Source organism: Sinanaerobacter sp. ZZT-01 (assembly GCF_035621135.1).
Taxonomy (GTDB): Bacteria; Bacillota; Clostridia; order Peptostreptococcales; family Anaerovoracaceae; genus IOR16.
Genome location: NZ_CP141728.1, coordinates 2,285,402 through 2,303,960, shown reverse-complemented (window position 1 = coordinate 2,303,960; position 18,559 = coordinate 2,285,402). Strand labels below are relative to the sequence as shown.

The following is an 18,559-nucleotide window of genomic DNA, read 5'->3' as shown; positions in this document are numbered from 1 at the left end:
TCCTAATCACTGATCGATATCAAATAGAATAAGTACAATATGTCTTAGATAAGAACCGATCCTCTTTTCTCTTTTACAATCGATAGAAAATAATCTTCTAAGGAAGGATTCAGCCTCAAAGCTTCCTCCATCGTTTCAAAACTCAATAAGTCTCCTTCATGCACTACCGCTACTTTATTGCATGTTTTTTCTATTTCAAAAGCGAGATGGCTTGCAATTAAAAAAGATGTTCCCTTTTCCTCAGCCATTTTTTTTATCATTTCACGTATTTCAACAGTTCCCTCAATATCCAATCCATTTGTTGGTTCATCTAATATAATAAGCCTCGGATCTGACAAAAATGCCATAGCCAGTCCCATTCGCTGCTTCATTCCTAATGAAAATTTACCCGTTTTATCCTTCTGATATTTTCGCATTCGCACAATATCAAGAACATGATCGATTCTCGCATCATCAACAGTTGGATAAAAGCGTGCCATCATTTTCAAGTTATCTCTTGCCGATAAATATTCATAAATAGCCGGTCGTTCAATCAACCCTCCTACATTTTTCAAGGTTTGTTCTGCATTTTGCTCGATATCATTTCCAAAAATTTTTATGGTACCCTCATTTGCATGGCATAATCCCATAATTGTTTTCATTATAGTAGTTTTACCTGATCCATTGGGTCCCAGTAATCCGACTACATCTTGTTTTTCAATCGAAAAGGTGATGTTTTTGACACCTCTCCCGTTTTTATACATCTTTGTGAGATTCTCTACTTGTAATATTTTCTCCACAGCTTCACCCCTTATTTCATCACAAGATTCCGATGGATATAACCATCGGAATCTTGTATAATATTCTCTATTTTCTCTATTTAATTTTCCTTCACTTTTCCTTCTGGATCAAATACATCTGCTTTTGTACTTTCATAATCTGTAATATCTACAGTAACTTCCATTGTTCCTTTATGCTTTTTCCCATTTTGATCTATACCTACTAGACTTGCTTCAAGTTCATTATTGATTAATCTGCCTTTTTCATCTAAAGTTACTCTCATATTTACATTATCAATATAAGGCTCATTCCCAAATTTAGAGGTCACATCATTCTCATAATCTTCACTGTTACTTGCTGTAAACGCTAAAGATAAGCCTGCATTTACAATTTCCGGAATCTGATTGCCTGAAACATGTATGCTATATTCCTTCACACCATCCTTTGAAGATTCTAAGATGACATTATTTTTTAGATCTCCAATCAAAGTATCTGCAAGCAGCTCAGTAAACCGTACTGCTTTTTTCACTGTCGCATCATCGCTTCCCATCAAGCTTCCACTTCGGTCTGAGGAAATTTTTCCTTCATAGTACGTATTTGTTTCTGGGTAATAGCTGTAATATTTATTTCCCTCTGTAAAAGTATAATAGTCATACACACGAGATTTTTCATCAGATGAATCCCCGCTTTTCTCATAGTGGCTTCTATTCTTTCCAGCCAACTTTTCATTACCTATGAGTGTTTGTATCATTTCATCATCCATCTTAATTTTTGCTTGATAGTTCAGCGTGTAGTTATCTGCCTCAAACAATAAATGTTTTAAAGAATCCTTATAGTTTGTATACCCCTTTGCATCATCATAATTTGCATAAACTGCAGTTGTCAGCACAAGCATACCTACTACTAAGCATACTAACGTGACAAAATGTTTTTTGTGTCTCAGCATCCCATTTCCTCCTTAATAAAACTTCACTAATCTTAAATACAATTTTTCAATTGAAAAAGTATTCGCAGCCGGCATCATAAATATTTTTTCAATCTTACTATCCTTATTGTAAACAATAACACTTAATATACTATAGCTCATTTCTTAACAATTAATAAACAAAGATTAATTCCTCCGACTTTAATAATACAAGCTGTGCTATAATGAAATAATCCAGCAATTACAACAAAGGAGTACAATATGAATCTTTTTTACAGCCTATGGAGTTTTCTGACCGGTATTTCACTTATCATACAAATCGGAATTAACGGAAGATTGAAAGATGTAACCGGGAATTCTGTATTTTCAGCCCTTACAAGCTTTGCCGTCGGTACTCTAACACTTTTAATTGCACTCATAATTGGTATTAAATGTAATCGATTGACGTTCCCATCTTGGGAAATTCTAAAGCAAACAAGTTTTTGGATGTGGAGCGGCGGCATCATTGGTGCTTTTTATGTCTTTGCCGGAGTTATTATTCCCGGTAAAATTGGCTTTTCGAATTTTTTTACTCTTCTGCTTTCCGCACAATTAATTACTTCTGTTATTGCTGATCATTTTGGTTGGTTTGGAAATCCGGTACAGCCAATTTCTTTTTTACGTGTTCTTGGAATTGCCTTTATGATAGTCGGTGTATTCTTCATCCAAAAGAATTAAATAAAATTCCTTATTTTGTTTCAGCAATATTGCTGAAGCCTTTTCCCGCTCCCCATACCGTTTCTACGTGTAACACAGTTACAAATGCATTGCGGTCTGTTTCTGCTACAAATCGTTTAATCAGCATACTTTCTCTCGGAGAGCAGATGGTAATCAATTTGTGTTTCGTTACCTTTGAATACTCACCTTTAATCATCACCGTTGTAACCCCTCGTCGGATTTCATTTAAAATATAATCAATTATAACTTGATTTTTATCACTGATAATTTCAAGCTGTACCACTTTTGGATCAAAACCATACAACAACATCTCTGTTGTCTTTGAAAAAATCACAGAAGAAACCAGTGCATATAATGCTACATTTTTTCCATACACAAATCCAGAGCAAATGATAACCGCAGAATCAAGGCAAAGTAGTATCTGACTCATTGCAATATGAGGAAATATTTTTATTTTAATAATTTTAGCTACAGTATCTGTCCCTCCTGAAGAATAGCCTCTTACAAAAACTAATCCACTTCCGATTCCTGCAATGATTCCAAAGAAAATAGAGGCAAGTGTCATGTCCTTTTGTTCCAAAAGAACAAAGTCAAGTCGTTCAAACAACACAAGAAAAGCCGGATACAGCACCGTCATAAGGATAATTTTTTCTGCCTCTTTTCGTCCAAGTAAAATCCAACAGATAATTAAGATGACCATTGCACCGATGTAATACAGCAAGGAAAAATCAATATTGATATATTGCTGTAAAATACGCACAACGCCAGTGATTCCTCCGCTTGACAAGCCATTAGGTATCATTACACCTATAGACGCGAATGCACCAAAAGCACATCCAAAGCAAAGAAATATTATGTCTAAAATGAGCTTATTCCATTTAAAATTCAAAAATTTAGCTCGTAATTTCATTCTCACTCCCCCATTTTACAAAATGTTCGGCTCCCAAATACATCTACCACGCAAAGCATTACACAGGAAATCCCTTCCTCATCAATTTGTGCCTCCACCTCCAATGCTTTTTTTAATCTCTTATAATATGCAGTTGGTTTAAAAGTTTTTCCATCATAATGAAAATCAATCATCCAATAATCTACAAGAAGAAGCGGTTCTTCTTTTGTCACACGCTCCAATAACTTTTGATGTTCTTCATCCAGTATATCAATCTTTGAAAAACATGGTACATACGACACTAATTTAACTGTAAATAGAGTCTTTCCTTTAGAATCTTTCTTTTTACTAAAGTCTGCTTCTATCTTAGCTTCGTTTTGATTCTCCGTTTTTTCTAGTCTCTTTATTTTTCCTTCCGGATTCCTTTTCCATTCATAATATTGAAATGGGATTTTATTAAAAATAAGCCGCTTATATGTATGTGCAAGGGATAAACTTCCAATATCGCAATGAATAAAAGCCCTTCCCATCTTATGCGCTGCTGCTGCCAGAGTTCCGGAACCTCCGAAAAAATCAGCGCAAATATCTCCTTCTTTTGTGCAGCTTTCTAAAATATTTCTAATGAGAAGCTCTGGTTTTTGTGTCGCATATCCCGTACGTTCACCGGATGTTCTTCCTACCATGTCAATTTGCCAAACATCTTTTTTATTTACCATGGTATACCAGCCAGTTTCATCCTGATATTCTTTCACTCCTTTAAAGCGATACGGTTTGAATCCTCGATTGTAAGATTTTTCTTTTTGTGCTTTAAAATAGTAATTGGGCGTTTTTGAATAGTAGAGCAAAGTATCATGTTTCCTCGCAAAATAGCGTTTGCTCACACCTCCTGATTTATAATTCCAAACGACTTCATTTATAAAGTTATCTTCTCCAAAAATTTCATCCATAATTATCTTTACATAATGGACTACATGCCAATCCAAATGTACCCAAATTCCACCGTCTTCCGCTAGTAGATCTTTCATAAACAGCAAACGGTAAGTAAGCATTCTCAGATAATCCTCCATTCCATTCTGCCAAGTATCCTGATAAGCCGTTTGCTTTAAAATAGGAAGCTTACTTATTTTTTCTGACTCCAGTCGAATTTGCGTCCCATAATCTGATTTCGAATAAAAAGGCGGATCAATGTAAATAAGATTAAGTTTACTTCTTAACTTCCTATTTTTCAACAGGTAGTCCATAAAAAATGCATTGTCACCTTTTGCAAAAATATTTTTAAATTGAGTATTTCTGTTTTCTCCTTCTCCTATCTGCTCTGTCAAAATGAACCCTGTTGGAGCTTGCGTAGTATTCCGTTGATATTCATCCTTGCATTCTTCCAATATTGCTGGGAGCTTTGCCAATAAACCCATCCATTTCCTCCGTTATAAATTTTTCTTCAGCGAAGAATCGAAATCAACTCTTCTTTACCAATCTTTCTTAACGCTTTTTCCACCAAGTGTTTATTTTCTTTCTTATGAAAGTGCATCAATGCCCGCTGCATCTTTTTTTCTTCGATATCTTTTGCTACGTAAACAGAATGCATCGTAAATGGGTCTATCTCCGTATAGTACATACAGGTTGCTAACGTACCGGGCGTTGGATAGAAATCCTGTACTTGGTCCGGTATGAATCCTGTTTTTTTCAAATATAAAGCGAGCTCAACCGCCTCTTTTAGTCCCGAACCTGGATGAGAAGAAATAAAATATGGTATTAAATATTGTTTTTTACCCAATTTTTCATTATTGCGTTTATATTCACTGCAAAACCGTTCAAAAACATCATTTTCCGGCTTTCGCATCATTTTCAGCACTTTCTTAGAAACATGTTCCGGTGCAACCTTTAATGTACCACTCACATGATGTTCACAAAGCTCTTTGATAAAAGTATTTTTCGAATCCGCCATTACATAATCAAATCGAATGCCTGAACGAATAAATACCTTTTTTATTCCGTCAAGGCTGCGAATTTCACGCAGAACTTCCAAATATCCTTCATGATCCACCTTCATTTGTGGACACGGTTTCGGATACAGGCAGTCACGATTTTTACAGACTCCAGCTTTTAATTGTTTTTCGCACGCCAGCGTGCGAAAATTAGCCGTAGGACCTCCGACGTCGTGGATATACCCCTTAAAATCTTTATGCTGACTCAACCTGCGTGCTTCCTTTACAATCGACTCCTTGCTTCTCCCGCGAACCTCTCTTCCCTGATGATACGTTAATGCACAAAATGCACACCCACCAAAGCAGCCACGATTTGCAACAATACTAAATTTCACCTCATGAATAGCGGGCACGCCGCCATCCCTTTCATAGACCGGATGGTACGTTCCCTCATACGGCAATTCGTATACATCGTCTAATTCCAATGTGTTTAGCGGCTCCATTGGAGGGTTTTGTATTATACAAAGTCCTTCATCATATCTTTCAATTAAGCGTTTTCCCATTATCCAATCATTATTTTGGTATTGCAATAGAAAACTTTCTGCATACTTTTTTTTATCTTCTTTTACCGAAGTAAAAGCAGGGAGCAAAATCGTATCTGCCTCCCCTTTCCATTCTGCATCGGTGAATCCTCCTAATTCTTTACAGACAGTTCCACGAATCCAGCCAATATCTTTTACATCAATTCCGGAATCCAGCGCTTCTGCAATCTCAATTACAGCGCGTTCTCCCATCCCGTATATCAATAAGTCCGCCTTTGCATCCAATAAAATAGAGCGACGGATACTTTCACTCCAGTAATCATAATGAGAAAATCGCCGAAGGCTCGCCTCTAAACCTCCGATGATAATTGGTACGTCCTTATATGCTTCTCTTACCCGATTGCTGTAAACAATCACTGCCCGATCTGGTCGTTTTCCTGCGATACCACCCGGTGAATAACTGTCACTCTTTCTTTTATGCTTAAAAACAGAATAATGGTTGACCATAGAATCCACATTCCCTGAATTAACTAAAAATCCTAATCGCGGCCTTCCAAAACGCATAAAATCCTTTTTATCCCGCCAGTCAGGCTGTGATAAAATCGCGACCCTATACCCATATCGTTCTAAAAGACGACTGATAATCGCATGACCAAATGAGGGATGATCCACATAAGCATCCCCTGTAACTAGAACAAAATCGACCGACTCCCATCCTCGTTTCTGCATATCCTCTTGATTCATCGGTAAAAACATAGAAATCCTTTCTAATAAAGCAACAGCCTTCTCTAAGAAAAACAATATCTTATAATCAGGCCTTTTCTTTTATCGGCTCCCCTTATCATACGGAGTCGCAACTGCTTTTGGCGCTTCTGAAGATTTCGAGCTAAAAGCCAGTACGATTAACGTCGCAATAAACGGTATCATTTTATATACATCGCTTGGAATATTTGCAGTCGAAAGCAAAGGAATTACGGAATATGCGGATGCGATTGTTTTCATTAAACCAAAAAATATCGCAGCGAAAAAAACGCGAATTGGCTTCCACTGTCCAAAAATCATAACTGCCAATGCCAAGAAGCCATAACCTGCAACACTTGCATTAAAATTTGTGGAAGTCGGAACTACAAAAATCAAGCCTCCAAGCCCCGCCAATGCACCGGAGATCACAACCCCGGCATAACGCATTTTATAAACATTAATTCCAACTGAATCTGCTGCGTGCGGATGCTCTCCACATGCACGAAGCCGGAGCCCAAACTTCGTTTTATAAATGATTACAACCGACAAAACCAAAATTCCCAGTCCAATATAAGTTGTAATATACGCATTTTTAAAAAACAAATTTCCTATAAAAGGAATCTCTCCCAATATCGGAACGGATTTGATCCGAAAAGTATTCGTAAATCCAATCTGCTGTACACCGTTATCCTGAATCATCCGGGCAACATAGATGGCGAAAGCCGGTGCAAACAAATTCAACGCCGTTCCGCTGATGATCTGATCCGATTTCAAATTAATAGAGGCATATGCATGCAGTAAGGAGAAGATTGCTCCGGTCACTGTAGCAATTAACATGGCAATCAGCAGCAACGTTTGGCCACTCATTTTATCTTGCATCTGATTGATGAAAAAAATACTTGTAAAAGCGCCCATAATCATCATACCTTCCAGTGCAATATTCGTTACGCCACCTCTCTCAGTAAAAACTGCGCCTAAGGCAACGATCAGCAATGGGATGGAAAATAACATCGTCTGTTGTACAATTAAACTTAAAACACCCATTACATTTCACCTCCCATTTCCTTGCTTCCTTTCTTTTTCTCCTCCGAGGATCGAATCCGTTTTTTTACAAATTCAGCAAGAACATCTTTGAAGAACAATGAAAATGCACTAAAGTAGATAATGCAGGCTATAATAATATCGATTACTTCCGGTACAAAATCTAATGACTGAAGATAATGCCCTCCCTGCGTTATGTAGGAAATAAAAACAGCAGAAAAAATAATGCCGATTGGATTAGAAAGCGCCAATAAAGCTACAGGAATTCCATTAAAGCCTTCCACTGCTAAGACGTCTACCACTTTAATGCGCCTTCCATTTCCTCCTGACAGGTACAAAAGTGCCCCGCCTAATCCGGCAAGCATCCCTGCTATCACCATAGAAAGTACAATATTTCGCTTATCATTAATACCTGCGTATTTACTTGCATCCTGACTGTATCCACACGCTTTCAGCTCATAGCCAAAGGTTGTTTTATTCAATATAATATATATAATCACTGCTACTAGAATCGCAATAAAGATTCCACAGTTTACAGTCGATAAATCCCTAGTGGTTCCCAGCGTATTATAAAAGACTTGATCCAGTCCTGCTTTAGGCAAGACCGCCGTATCCGCCACATTCATAGAAAGTGCTTTTTTCGAATCGTAGATGTGCGCCTTTACTAAAAAATTTGCTGAATACATACCAATATAATTCATCATAATCGTCGATATAACCTCATGCACATTCAGATAAGCCTTCAAAATTCCCGGAATTAACGCCCAGATTCCGCCTACAACGGCCGCTCCCAGCAATGCAAAGATCCAGTGCCAAGGTGCCGGTAAAAAAGTCCATTTCACCCCGATGTAAACTGCAGTAAACGCGCCCATGATAAACTGCCCTGGCGCTCCGATATTAAATAATCCTGTCTTGAACGCAAATCCAACAGAAAGCCCTGTTAAAATTAAAGGGGTTGCAAAGTATAAAACCTGCCCAATCCCTTTTGCATGTGCACTGAATCCGCCTTTCAAAATAATTAAAAAGCCATCTATCGCCTGTGACGGATTACTAATAAGTAAAATAAGGAATCCAAATAAAATACCAACGAGTATCGAAAAAATCGAAGAAATTGATCGGTTGAAGCTATCCTTTTCAAATATAGATTGTAACCATTTCATACGACTTCACCTCGCTTTGATCCGGCCATATATAATCCTAGTTCATTAACCGTAATTTCTTTTGGATTTAGATTTGCTACAATTTCGCCTTCGTACATAACTAAAATGCGGTCACTGACGTTCATAACCTCATCCAGCTCTAATGAAACAAGCAGAATTGCCTTTCCTTCATCACGCTGCGCAACAAGTTGTTTATGAATGTACTCAATCGCGCCTACGTCAAGGCCTCTCGTTGGTTGCACCGCAATCAATATTTCCGGATTTGCATCAATTTCTCGTGCCACAATTGCCTTTTGCTGATTTCCGCCTGACATGCTGCGCGTTTCGGTTTGCCTGCCTTGTCCGCTGCGAATATCAAATTGGTCAATCAATTTATCTGCATATTCCTCTGCCCTATGAAAACGCAGGAATCCGTTTTTTTGAAATTCTGGCATATAATATTTTTTTAAAATCAAATTATCTTGTAACGTATAATCTAAAATCAACCCGTCTTTATGCCTATCTTCCGGGATGTGCGCCATTCCAGATTTGTTTCGACGACGAACAGAGAGCCGTGTAATATCCTCTCCATTTAATATAATCTGCCCTTCTTCAGTCGGTAGAAGGCCAGTCAAGGCATAAACCAATTCCGACTGTCCATTTCCATCAATTCCAGCAACACATACGATCTCACCCTTACGAACTTCAAAAGTCACATTGTTTACTGCTTTCTTTAAACCCTGTTTCCCTGCAATCACCAATTTTTTTACTTCTAGCACAGGTGTTCCTACTAAAATTTCGCTTTTTTCAATTTTTAAGTCTACCTTACGTCCAACCATCATCTCAGACATTTCCTCTTTTGACGTATCAGAAACCCGAATTGTATTGATACATTTCCCTTTACGAAGCACTGTGCAACTATCTGCTACTTCTTTAATTTCATTCAGTTTATGCGTAATGAATAAAATAGACTTTCCTTCCGCGGTCAGTTCCTTCATTATTTTCATCAATTCTTCGATTTCCTGCGGTGTCAAAACAGCTGTCGGCTCATCAAAAATCAAAATTTCATTATTCCGATATAGCATTTTTAAGATTTCTACACGCTGCTGCATTCCTACTGTGATATCAGAAATCAATGCATCCGGATCTACCATCAAGCCATAACGGTTTGAAAGCTCCACAACTTTTCTTCGTGCTTCATCCATTTTTAAAAAACCATACTTTGTTGTCTCTACGCCCAGTATGATGTTTTGTAAGACCGTAAAATTATGTATTAGTTTAAAGTGCTGATGCACCATACCAATTCCCAATGCATTGGCATCATTCGGGTCATTGATTTTAACTTCTGTTCCATCTTTCAGTATGGTGCCTTTTTCTGGTTGATACAGACCGAAAAGAACACTCATAAGAGTCGATTTTCCCGCTCCGTTTTCACCTAGCAAGGCATGAATTTCACCTTTTTTTAATTGAAGTGTAATATCATCGTTGGCAATAATACCCGGAAACTCCTTTGTGATATGTAGCATTTCAATTACATATTCAATATGATCTCCCATCCTATTTTTACCCCCATGCAGTGCTATCATGTATTTATGTTTCACTATACTATATATTATAATCGATTTTATGAAAAAAAGAAATCAATTTAAAGGATTCCTGTCTCTTTCTTACTCTCATTTAAATGCTTTTTAATTCAATTACGTATCTAGACAAACATCTAAAAGTCATCCTCATGATTACAATTTACAGATTCTATCTGTAAAATCAGTATTTAGATAATAGAAAAGCCATAAGACTGCATAAGTCTTATGGCTTACATCAGAATAACGCTTGTGGACGCTACTCTTTATTTCTGCTTTTTCTTTTCTGATTCAAAACATGCTATTCAACAAGCTGTAATTTTACAATATTCAACGCTAAATCAGAAGGTTTCAATTCTGTGCCATCTGATTTTTCATCTTTTTGTAAGGTGATTTCATTAGAAGCTAACCTTGCATATACAGCATCATACTCTTTTTGTGTAAATTTTTTAAATTTAGAAGTTTCCATAGGAAGCATTACACCATCCTTGTCTGCCCCCTCAACCAAGCTCTGACCGCCTGGGAATTTTCCTGCATAGTAAGCACTTAGAGCAGACTGTACCGAAGCTTCCAGCCCCTTCATAGCAGAAGTTATTACAGTTTCCGACTCACTGCTCTGATCTACATCAACGCCAATTACAACCTTATCCACTGCTTCTGCTGCAGACATAACGGAATTGCCGACTCCGCCGCCACAAGCAAAGATACACTCAGTTCCTTCGGAATACCAAGAAGCTGCTTTCGTCTGTATTTCAGGAGTTGCTTCAAATCCTCCTGTATAATGGTATTTTAAATCAATTGACTCAATTTCCATTTCCTTTGCGGCTGCTTCCGCACCTTGCGCAAATCCATACCCGAAACGAGTAACCGCAGGCACTTCCATTCCACCCATAAATCCAAGCTTTGTATAGCCTTCTTTCACAGCAGCATAACCTGCTAAATAACCAGATTGCTCTTCGGCATAAACAATACCGACTGTGTTATCATTTGTTCTATAATTATCGTCTCCATCATGCGGATTTCCATCAATTAAAATAAAAGTTACGTCTGGATACTGATCTTGTGCCACATATATCGGTTCTTCAAATAGATATCCGGGAGTTACCACAATCTTCGCCCCGCTTTGTACAGCCAGCTCAATTGCAGCAAGGTAAGCATCATTGCTTTGCTCGGTCGGTTTATAATACTTGTGCGTAATATTATTTTCCGTCGCATAAGCATCAATACCTTCCCATGTGCCTTGGTTAAATGATTTGTCATCGATTGATCCTATGTCAGTAATCATAGCAATTTCATAAGTTTCCGGTTCGGTGCTGTTGCCACATGCAACCATCCCCAAAGCCATTACCATTACCAACAGGAATGCCAATACTTTTTTCATTTCATTTTCCTCCTATAAATTTATGTGTAATCACCATTTCCATTATATCTCATTTTTTCCATACTGCAAGCAAGTTTTTACTGAGAATATAATTCAATCTTCCTTTGCTTTAATAAAGGAAGTTCTTTTCGAATACGATCCAAATATTCTAAATCTATCGTTCCATATGCAATTGCCGGGTTGGAATCGAGCTTTGCACAAAATTCACCCCAAGGGGTCGTTATGCAAGAGCTTCCAAAAGAATGATAACTGCTTTCCAAATTGCGTGCTGGCGATACCCCTGCAAAATAGATTTGATTATCCAAGGCTCTTGCTCTCATCGTAAGATCCCAATGAGCGGGGCCTGTAGTCATATTAAAGGATGCCGGTAAAACAATAAGCTTCGCGCCTTTTAAGGTCATGTTCCGAAACAATTCAGGGAATCGAACATCATAGCAAATTCCGATTCCCACATCACAGAATTCAGTTGTTACAATCGTAACTTCTTCTCCAGGTTTAAAAATATCTGATTCCATAAAACGGATTCCACCCTTTACATCGACATCAAATAGATGCGCCTTCCTATGTTTTCCGATTAAATCTCCATTCGGTCCAAAAACAAAGCAGGTATTATAAAGTGCATCGCCTTCTTGCTCTGCAATCGAACCCCCTATCAGATAAACATGACACTCTTTTGCAAGGGACGCCAACATCGTTACTGATCTGCCATCCGCTTTTTCTTTATTTGCTGCAATACTTTTTAAAGAATAAGGGGTATGAAACATTTCCGGCAGTGCAATCATTTCTGCTCCGTTTTTAGCTGCTTCACGTACCATTTGAGAAGCTCGTTCACGGTTCTCTTCCGGATTAGCTGTTACAAGCATCTGACAAAGAGCCAATTTAAAACTCAAAAAAATCACATCCTTTCCGTTACCACTTCTATTACTACTTCCATCATAGTATAAATTCCCAAAACAATCATCATTAAAAATAAAAATATACAAAAAACCTCTTTCATCTTATGATGAAAGAGGTTTTTCTCTTTTAATGTCCTACGGACGAATAAACATCTGCACCCAGTATGTATTACCATTGCTGTCGGTTACATATCCAACACCAATTTCAGTGTAATTTGCATTTAAAATATTTGCTCTGTGTCCCTCCGAATTCATCCATCCGTTCATAACGGATTCTGGGGATTTCTGACCCATTGCAATATTTTCGCCTGCTGATTTGTAGCTGATACCAAACTGTTTCATCATATCAAATGGTGAACCATATGTTGGTGAGGTATGAGAAAAATAATTTTTATCTCTCATATCCGCAGCTTTTGTCTCTGCAACAGAAGATAGTTCTGTATTCAGGGTAAGCGGTGAAAGTCCCTGTTTTGCTCTCTCTTGATTTACAAGATCTGCTACCTGCTGTTCATATGTACCAATGGATTGGTTCTGTGTTGGTTCTGGCTCCTTTGTCGGATCCGTCGGGTTATTTACTTCCCCTTGATCTTCCGGTGAATTTGTCGGCTGTTCTACCGGTTTAATCGGTGCCGTCACCTCAAAGCAGTTTGTCCATGTATTGGTTGGTATAATTGCTTCTGCACAATTTTGTGGCAGATCACCAATCTCACATGTAAAATTTTCAAAAAACTTTTTTTGAGCATCTGTTTGATTTTTAACACAGTTCAAATCAAACGATTCTAGCTTATTGATATTGTTGAAACAATTATTGTAATCTTTTACTGCGTCTAAACAAGTTTGATCTTTTTCGGCTGCTGAGGCTTGTATCGGTACCGCTACCACCATTAACATGCATAAGGGTACCAACTTTTTAACAAAACGATTCATAGAATTTGTCCTCCTTTTTTTTCTGAGTATTTTGTGTCTACTTACCGCTTGCTTGTCATTATAGTTTAACAAAAACCCCTATTCCAACCCTCAAAATTATCCAATTTTAAATTCTTCCATAAAATGACATAATATACGTGCTGTCATACCCCATATTACATATTTTTTATAATGAAAAATAGGTACGGTATACTCTCCCTCCAGCCACTTATATTTTTCAGGTGAGTTTAACATGTAATAGGGAAAATCCTCTTTAATTTGGGGTTTTACAGCAAATGGATAGACATAGGGTTTCTTATTTTGAAAGAAAGAAATCGGCACAAGAAACAACTCCTTAACCTCACCTAAATTGGAAATATAATCTGCTTTTCCACTATTATCAAAATTTAATAAATTTATCGCTTTTTTGGATATTGTTCCTATAAATGTGTGTATTGTTACATTTGTATAGTTATGCAGGGTATCAAACTGTCCATAAATTTCAATATCCTCCTCATGAATACCTAATTCTTCCGCAGTCTCTCTACAGGCACACTCTTTCAAGGTCTCTCCTTCTTCTCGCCTGCCGCCGGGAAAGCAGACTTCTCCGGGCTGATGTTTTAAAGTATCAGAACGTACTTCAAAAAGCAGTGACAACTCTCCGTTCCATTCTATTATAGGAAGAAAAACTGCATTTTCTTTCTTGATTTCCATAATGCGCGGGCTTCTGTTTCCTAAAGTTTCTTTAATATCACTAATATTCATAAGTTCTTGATTTCTCCTAATTTTTTCATCAAAAAGGCGGTAATTGTTTACCGCCTGATACCATACTCAAATTTTTCAATTTAAGATTTTATACTTCTTTATAAAATCACCAAGTTCTTGCATTTCTACACTAATGCTTACAATAAAATCAGGCCCATATTTTTGTGAGATTCGATCCAAACGCGTTAAAAATTCTTCTAAATCCTTTAATTGAATATCTGCATATTTTAATATGCTCTCAATGTAGATTTCCTCAATATCATGATCCGAACTGATTATACCATACACAAACCCAATGTATTCATCTGAATTCGTTATATGTTCGTAATCTTCCATACAAACCACCCGTATACGATGATTTAAGTCCAGCATAAGTCTATGATTTCTGTTAATGAATACGATGCTGCCATCTTTGGCGTCAACACTTTGGTTTGCAAGAAATATCATTTGTTTGGTCTTTCCGCTACCCTTGTGTCCAATTAATAATTTAACCATTTGAACCGCCTCCTCATTTTCACAATTTTGAGATAATTAAATTATACACTAAGCACTCAAACGGAGCAAGGAAGAATAATGAATCGATTACTATTTTTGATTTAGCCGTAATTGCCCGCATGCAGCCGAAATATCACTGCCTAATTCTCTTCGAATCGTGACAGGAATACCTTTTTGCCCTAGTATTTCCGCAAATTGTCCGGCAAGCGCTCTCTTCGTTCCCCTCCAATTGTTTTCACTCACTGTATTTAAAGGAATCAGATTTACATGACATAGAATCCCAGACAGCTTACTTCTCAATTGCTGTGCATGTTTTGGTGTGTCATTTACCCCTGCAACTAAAGTATACTCAAAGGTAATGCGCCTGCCCGTTTTTTTCGCATAGTCCCTGCATGCCTGTAACAGTTCTTCCATTGGATAACGTTGATTAATCGGCATAAGCTGATTGCGAGCATGCTCATCTGCTGCATGCAGAGAAACCGCAAGATTCACCTGTGGAAAGTCCATTGAAAATTCTTTTATTTTCGGAATGATCCCACACGTAGATACTGTAATATTACGAAGTCCTATATTCAGTCCGTCTTTATCATGAATCAGTTCTATAAACCGGCATAAATTTTCATAATTGTCAAATGGTTCTCCTGTCCCCATTACTACAACATTGCTGATTTTAGAAGCGGTATCCTTCTCCACCATCAATATTTGATCCACCATTTCGCCGGCAGTCAAATTTCGCTGCAACCCATTGGCCGTAGATGCACAAAAACGACACCCCATACGACAACCCGCTTGTGAAGATATGCAAATAGAATTTCCGTGCTTATACTGCATATAAACTGTCTCGATCGCATTTCCATCTAGAAGCCCGAATAAGTATTTACGCGTCCCATCTTTTTCTGAAACTTGTTTTTTTCGTATATCCAAATACTTAATCTGCGCATCACAATCCAATTTTTCTCTTAAATGCTTTGGTAAATTTGTCATTTCTTCAAAAGAAAAGGCCCCACGATACATCCATGAAAACACTTGTTTTGCACGAAATATCGGTTCCCCCATATTCTTAAAAAAAGTCTCGAGTTCTTCTTTGTTCATATCTTTCATGTTTTGTTTCATCTTATTTTCTATACCATATGAAGTCTGAATGGTATCCCTTTCTTTGGTAAATCTTTTTTCTTTTATTATACCACAAATAATCAAGTTATCCTCTGTATTCCGCTATACAGCTATATTTTTATCAAAATGAAAAAAGCATCCTATATAATATAGAATGCTCTTTTATAAAACTAGATAAGTTATCTAGTGCTTCTCACCTTCATGTACGGTTATACTGAGTCGCCTAAGAGCTCGCCATTTCAAAAATGGAGTAAAAAAATTTTTGAATTCAGCTGCCACTATCTTTCAGCAAATGGGGAGAAGCGTTTTAACTCGGATATCACACATCTTTCAAAAGCTTCATAAAAGTCTTTTACTTAGAGTGTTTCACCAAATTTTTTCTTATATAAATCCTTCAATTCTTCACGGAACTGCGGGTGAGCAATTGCGATTAAATTTTTCGCCCGCTGCCGTAGCGTTTTCCCTTTTAATTCAGCAATTCCATATTCAGTAACAACATAATCCGCATCCTGTCTGGACGTTGTCACAGCAGCTCCCTGTTGAATGCATCCTGTAATTTTAGAAATCATCGTTCCATCTTTCTTTACAGTAGCCGATGGCATCGCAATAATTCCTTTTCCTTTCTGATCCAATGACATAGCAGCACCACGCATAAAGTCTACTTGACCGCCGACACCGCTAAATTGCATATCTCCAATCGTATCAGAGACAATCTGCCCCATAAAGTCAACCGACAGCGCTGAGTTAATACATACCATATTGGAATTTTGTGCAATGATAATCGGACTGTTTACATAGTCTACCGTATGCATCTCTAAAACCGCGTTTTTATGTGCAAAATCATACAGGCGCTTCGTTCCCATTAGGAACGTAACGATCATTTTGCCTTTGTGTAAAGATTTCTGAGAGTTATTAATCACTCCCGCTTCATATAAGTCTACAACACCATCTGAAATCATTTCTGAGTGAATTCCAAGATTTTTTTTGTCCTTTAGGGATTGCAGTACTGCATCTGGAATTGCACCAATTCCAAGCTGTAACGTAGCTCCATCCGGAACTAAAGAAGCACAATATTTTCCAATAGTAAGCTCAATGTCTCCGATATGCGGTAAGCTCATGTTTGGAAGCGGTTGCGAACGCTCTACAAACGCATCGATTTCACTTACATGGATATATGTATCTCCAAAAGTCACAGGAACCTGGTCATTTATTTGCGCAATAACCGTTTTGGCCGAACGGATCGCCTGCACTGAATAATCTGCTGAAACTCCTAAATTGCAATAGCCATGTTCATCAGGAGGAGATACCATAGCAAGACAGACATCAACATGAAAAATGTCCTTTCTAATATAATGTGGCACTTCGTGGAAAAATACCGGTGTAAAATCACCTCGATGCTCTGCCACACAACCTCTTGTACATGCACTGAGGAACCAACCGTTAAATTTAAAACGATCTTTATACTCAGGCTTTGTATACTCTCCTTTTCCTAGCGTAACCATTGTACTTATTTCAATATCCCTATATGCATCTGCATTCGCAACCATCGCATCAACCAGTGCAACGGGCTCGGAAACCGCATGAGACAACACTACTTTATCCCCTGATCTTATTAATTTAACAGCCTCTTCTGCTGTCGTCAGCTTCTTTTTGTAATCTTCTCTCCAATTTAACATGAAATCCTCCTATTAACATAGCTACAATCAGATATTTGATTTATTTTTTCAGCAAATAAATCAATATCCTCTTTCCGAATTCATTTATGTAAAATAGTATATCTGTAAAGGTTCATAAATTCAACCCATTTTTGTTTTTTTTTTAACAATAACTTTAGATTTTCTCACTTTACAATGAATTGTTTTATTTATTCACATATGAAGAACTTTATTCAGAATTAATTTTATATATTATCATTTTACCCTGTAATTTTTTCGCACGTTAAAAAGAAAATAAGAGTATGCTTCAAACATACTCTTACTTGTGCTACTATCCATTTTTCTCACTCCGTACCTCTTATTTTATTCGATACACTCGCTTAAAACGGGTAAACATAATACTCACTCGCTGGTTCCGTCGGCACTGTAGAGCTTATATCAATTTGCACGACAGAATCATGAACTGCAATTTTTCCCTCTATCTGTATCCAATCGTCCTCAGCCAGCTGACTGGCAGATTCATAATTACAGATAAAGCCGATGTATGCTACATCTGCAACACAACACGTCATCAATGGGCGTACAAGAGAAAATTGATTTTTTGAAGCTGCTTTCGTTCATACTGGCATCACCCGCTGCGTTATCGATTGGTTCCAATTCCTCCTCATCTAATGATGTTATATTATTCTTTTCTTTGCTACCATCACTCTTTTCTGACGTTAATAATCCGGAAGAATAACCCCCTAAGTCAGTTTCTTGTAAAGATGCGGACTGGGTCAAACTAATCATCAAGACAGGAATAATAAGAATGAAACAATGCATATGCTTCTTTTTAAATCTCCCTTTTATATCTTTTAATAAGTTTGAAGCACCCCAGACTATAAACACGACAACAGAAAAGCAAAGGTAAGGAAGCATTTTAGGCGTAACATAAAACAGATAAGCTCTGCTGCATCCGAGGAAGAGCAAAGAGAGAGTAAAAAAGCAAAGCTCATCATGGTGAACAAAGAGATACCCCTCACGAATCAACTTTTTTAGCAATGTTGTTTTTCCCGCACCTAGAAATCCAGAAATAATATCTACTTTAATA

17 protein-coding genes and 1 pseudogene are annotated in these 18,559 nt (G+C 37.5%); 1 reads left to right on the top strand and 17 read right to left on the bottom strand.

Features of this window, described 5'->3' with window-relative positions:
- Positions 1-44 precede the first annotated feature (44 nt).
- Together U5921_RS10970 and U5921_RS10965 are read right to left on the bottom strand one after the other, a co-directional pair.
- Complete coding sequence (locus tag U5921_RS10970; protein WP_324823284.1) at positions 45-779, bottom strand: ABC transporter ATP-binding protein; 735 nt, start codon at positions 777-779, stop codon at positions 45-47.
- A gap of 80 nt (positions 780-859) precedes the next feature.
- Positions 860-1,705, bottom strand: coding sequence for a hypothetical protein (locus U5921_RS10965; protein ID WP_324823282.1), 846 nt, complete (start codon positions 1,703-1,705; stop codon positions 860-862).
- 240 nt (positions 1,706-1,945) lie between these two features.
- Here U5921_RS10965 and U5921_RS10960 point away from each other — a divergent pair, with 240 nt between their 5' ends.
- Entirely contained in the window at positions 1,946-2,401 is a 456-nt protein-coding gene (locus U5921_RS10960; protein WP_324823280.1) for a DMT family transporter, read from the top strand.
- A gap of 10 nt (positions 2,402-2,411) precedes the next feature.
- On the opposite strand, the gene U5921_RS10955 is transcribed toward U5921_RS10960, so the two are convergent.
- From U5921_RS10955 to U5921_RS10890, 15 genes and pseudogenes are all read right to left on the bottom strand, one after another.
- A complete protein-coding gene (locus U5921_RS10955; protein WP_324823278.1) occupies positions 2,412-3,311 on the bottom strand; it encodes a YitT family protein in 900 nt (299 codons plus the stop codon).
- A gap of 2 nt (positions 3,312-3,313) precedes the next feature.
- Entirely contained in the window at positions 3,314-4,702 is a 1,389-nt protein-coding gene (locus tag U5921_RS10950) for a site-specific DNA-methyltransferase (protein ID WP_324823276.1), read from the bottom strand.
- Between the two features lie 26 nt (positions 4,703-4,728).
- A complete protein-coding gene (locus U5921_RS10945; protein ID WP_324823274.1) occupies positions 4,729-6,513 on the bottom strand; it encodes a YgiQ family radical SAM protein in 1,785 nt (594 codons plus the stop codon).
- Between the two features lie 69 nt (positions 6,514-6,582).
- Positions 6,583-7,542 (bottom strand): ABC transporter permease, encoded by a 960-nt coding sequence (locus U5921_RS10940; RefSeq protein WP_324823273.1) that lies wholly within the window; start codon positions 7,540-7,542, stop codon positions 6,583-6,585.
- Complete coding sequence (locus tag U5921_RS10935; RefSeq protein ID WP_324823271.1) at positions 7,542-8,699, bottom strand: ABC transporter permease; 1,158 nt, start codon at positions 8,697-8,699, stop codon at positions 7,542-7,544. Before U5921_RS10935 ends, U5921_RS10940 begins: the two co-directional genes overlap by 1 nt.
- Positions 8,696-10,234 carry an ABC transporter ATP-binding protein gene (locus tag U5921_RS10930; protein ID WP_417765008.1) on the bottom strand — a complete coding sequence of 513 codons (1,539 nt, stop codon included), beginning with the start codon at positions 10,232-10,234 and terminating at the stop codon, positions 8,696-8,698. The genes U5921_RS10935 and U5921_RS10930 overlap by 4 nt, the downstream gene beginning before the upstream one ends.
- Positions 10,235-10,559: 325 nt before the next feature.
- On the bottom strand, positions 10,560-11,639 hold the full coding sequence (locus U5921_RS10925) for a BMP family ABC transporter substrate-binding protein (protein ID WP_324823269.1): 1,080 nt from the start codon (positions 11,637-11,639) through the stop codon (positions 10,560-10,562).
- A 77-nt stretch (positions 11,640-11,716) separates the two neighbouring features.
- Entirely contained in the window at positions 11,717-12,538 is an 822-nt protein-coding gene (locus tag U5921_RS10920) for a carbon-nitrogen hydrolase family protein (protein ID WP_324825990.1), read from the bottom strand.
- A 132-nt stretch (positions 12,539-12,670) separates the two neighbouring features.
- Positions 12,671-13,462, bottom strand: coding sequence for a CAP domain-containing protein (locus U5921_RS10915; RefSeq protein ID WP_324823267.1), 792 nt, complete (start codon positions 13,460-13,462; stop codon positions 12,671-12,673).
- Positions 13,463-13,558: 96 nt separating this feature from the next.
- Entirely contained in the window at positions 13,559-14,206 is a 648-nt protein-coding gene (locus tag U5921_RS10910) for a CoA pyrophosphatase (RefSeq protein WP_324823265.1), read from the bottom strand.
- Positions 14,207-14,281: 75 nt separating this feature from the next.
- The gene (locus U5921_RS10905) at positions 14,282-14,701 is read right to left on the bottom strand and encodes a hypothetical protein (protein WP_324823263.1); all 420 of its coding nucleotides are present in this window, start codon (positions 14,699-14,701) and stop codon (positions 14,282-14,284) included.
- Between the two features lie 90 nt (positions 14,702-14,791).
- Positions 14,792-15,814, bottom strand: coding sequence for a 23S rRNA (adenine(2503)-C(2))-methyltransferase RlmN (gene rlmN / locus U5921_RS10900; RefSeq protein ID WP_324825989.1), 1,023 nt, complete (start codon positions 15,812-15,814; stop codon positions 14,792-14,794).
- A gap of 356 nt (positions 15,815-16,170) precedes the next feature.
- A complete protein-coding gene (locus U5921_RS10895) occupies positions 16,171-17,490 on the bottom strand; it encodes an acetyl-CoA hydrolase/transferase family protein (protein WP_324823261.1) in 1,320 nt (439 codons plus the stop codon).
- Between the two features lie 359 nt (positions 17,491-17,849).
- Positions 17,850-18,041 (bottom strand): hypothetical protein, encoded by a 192-nt coding sequence (locus U5921_RS16225; RefSeq protein ID WP_417765007.1) that lies wholly within the window; start codon positions 18,039-18,041, stop codon positions 17,850-17,852.
- A gap of 439 nt (positions 18,042-18,480) precedes the next feature.
- Positions 18,481-18,558, bottom strand: a pseudogene (locus tag U5921_RS10890) (GTP-binding protein); the annotation flags it as partial.
- Between the last annotated feature and the right edge of the window lies 1 nt (position 18,559).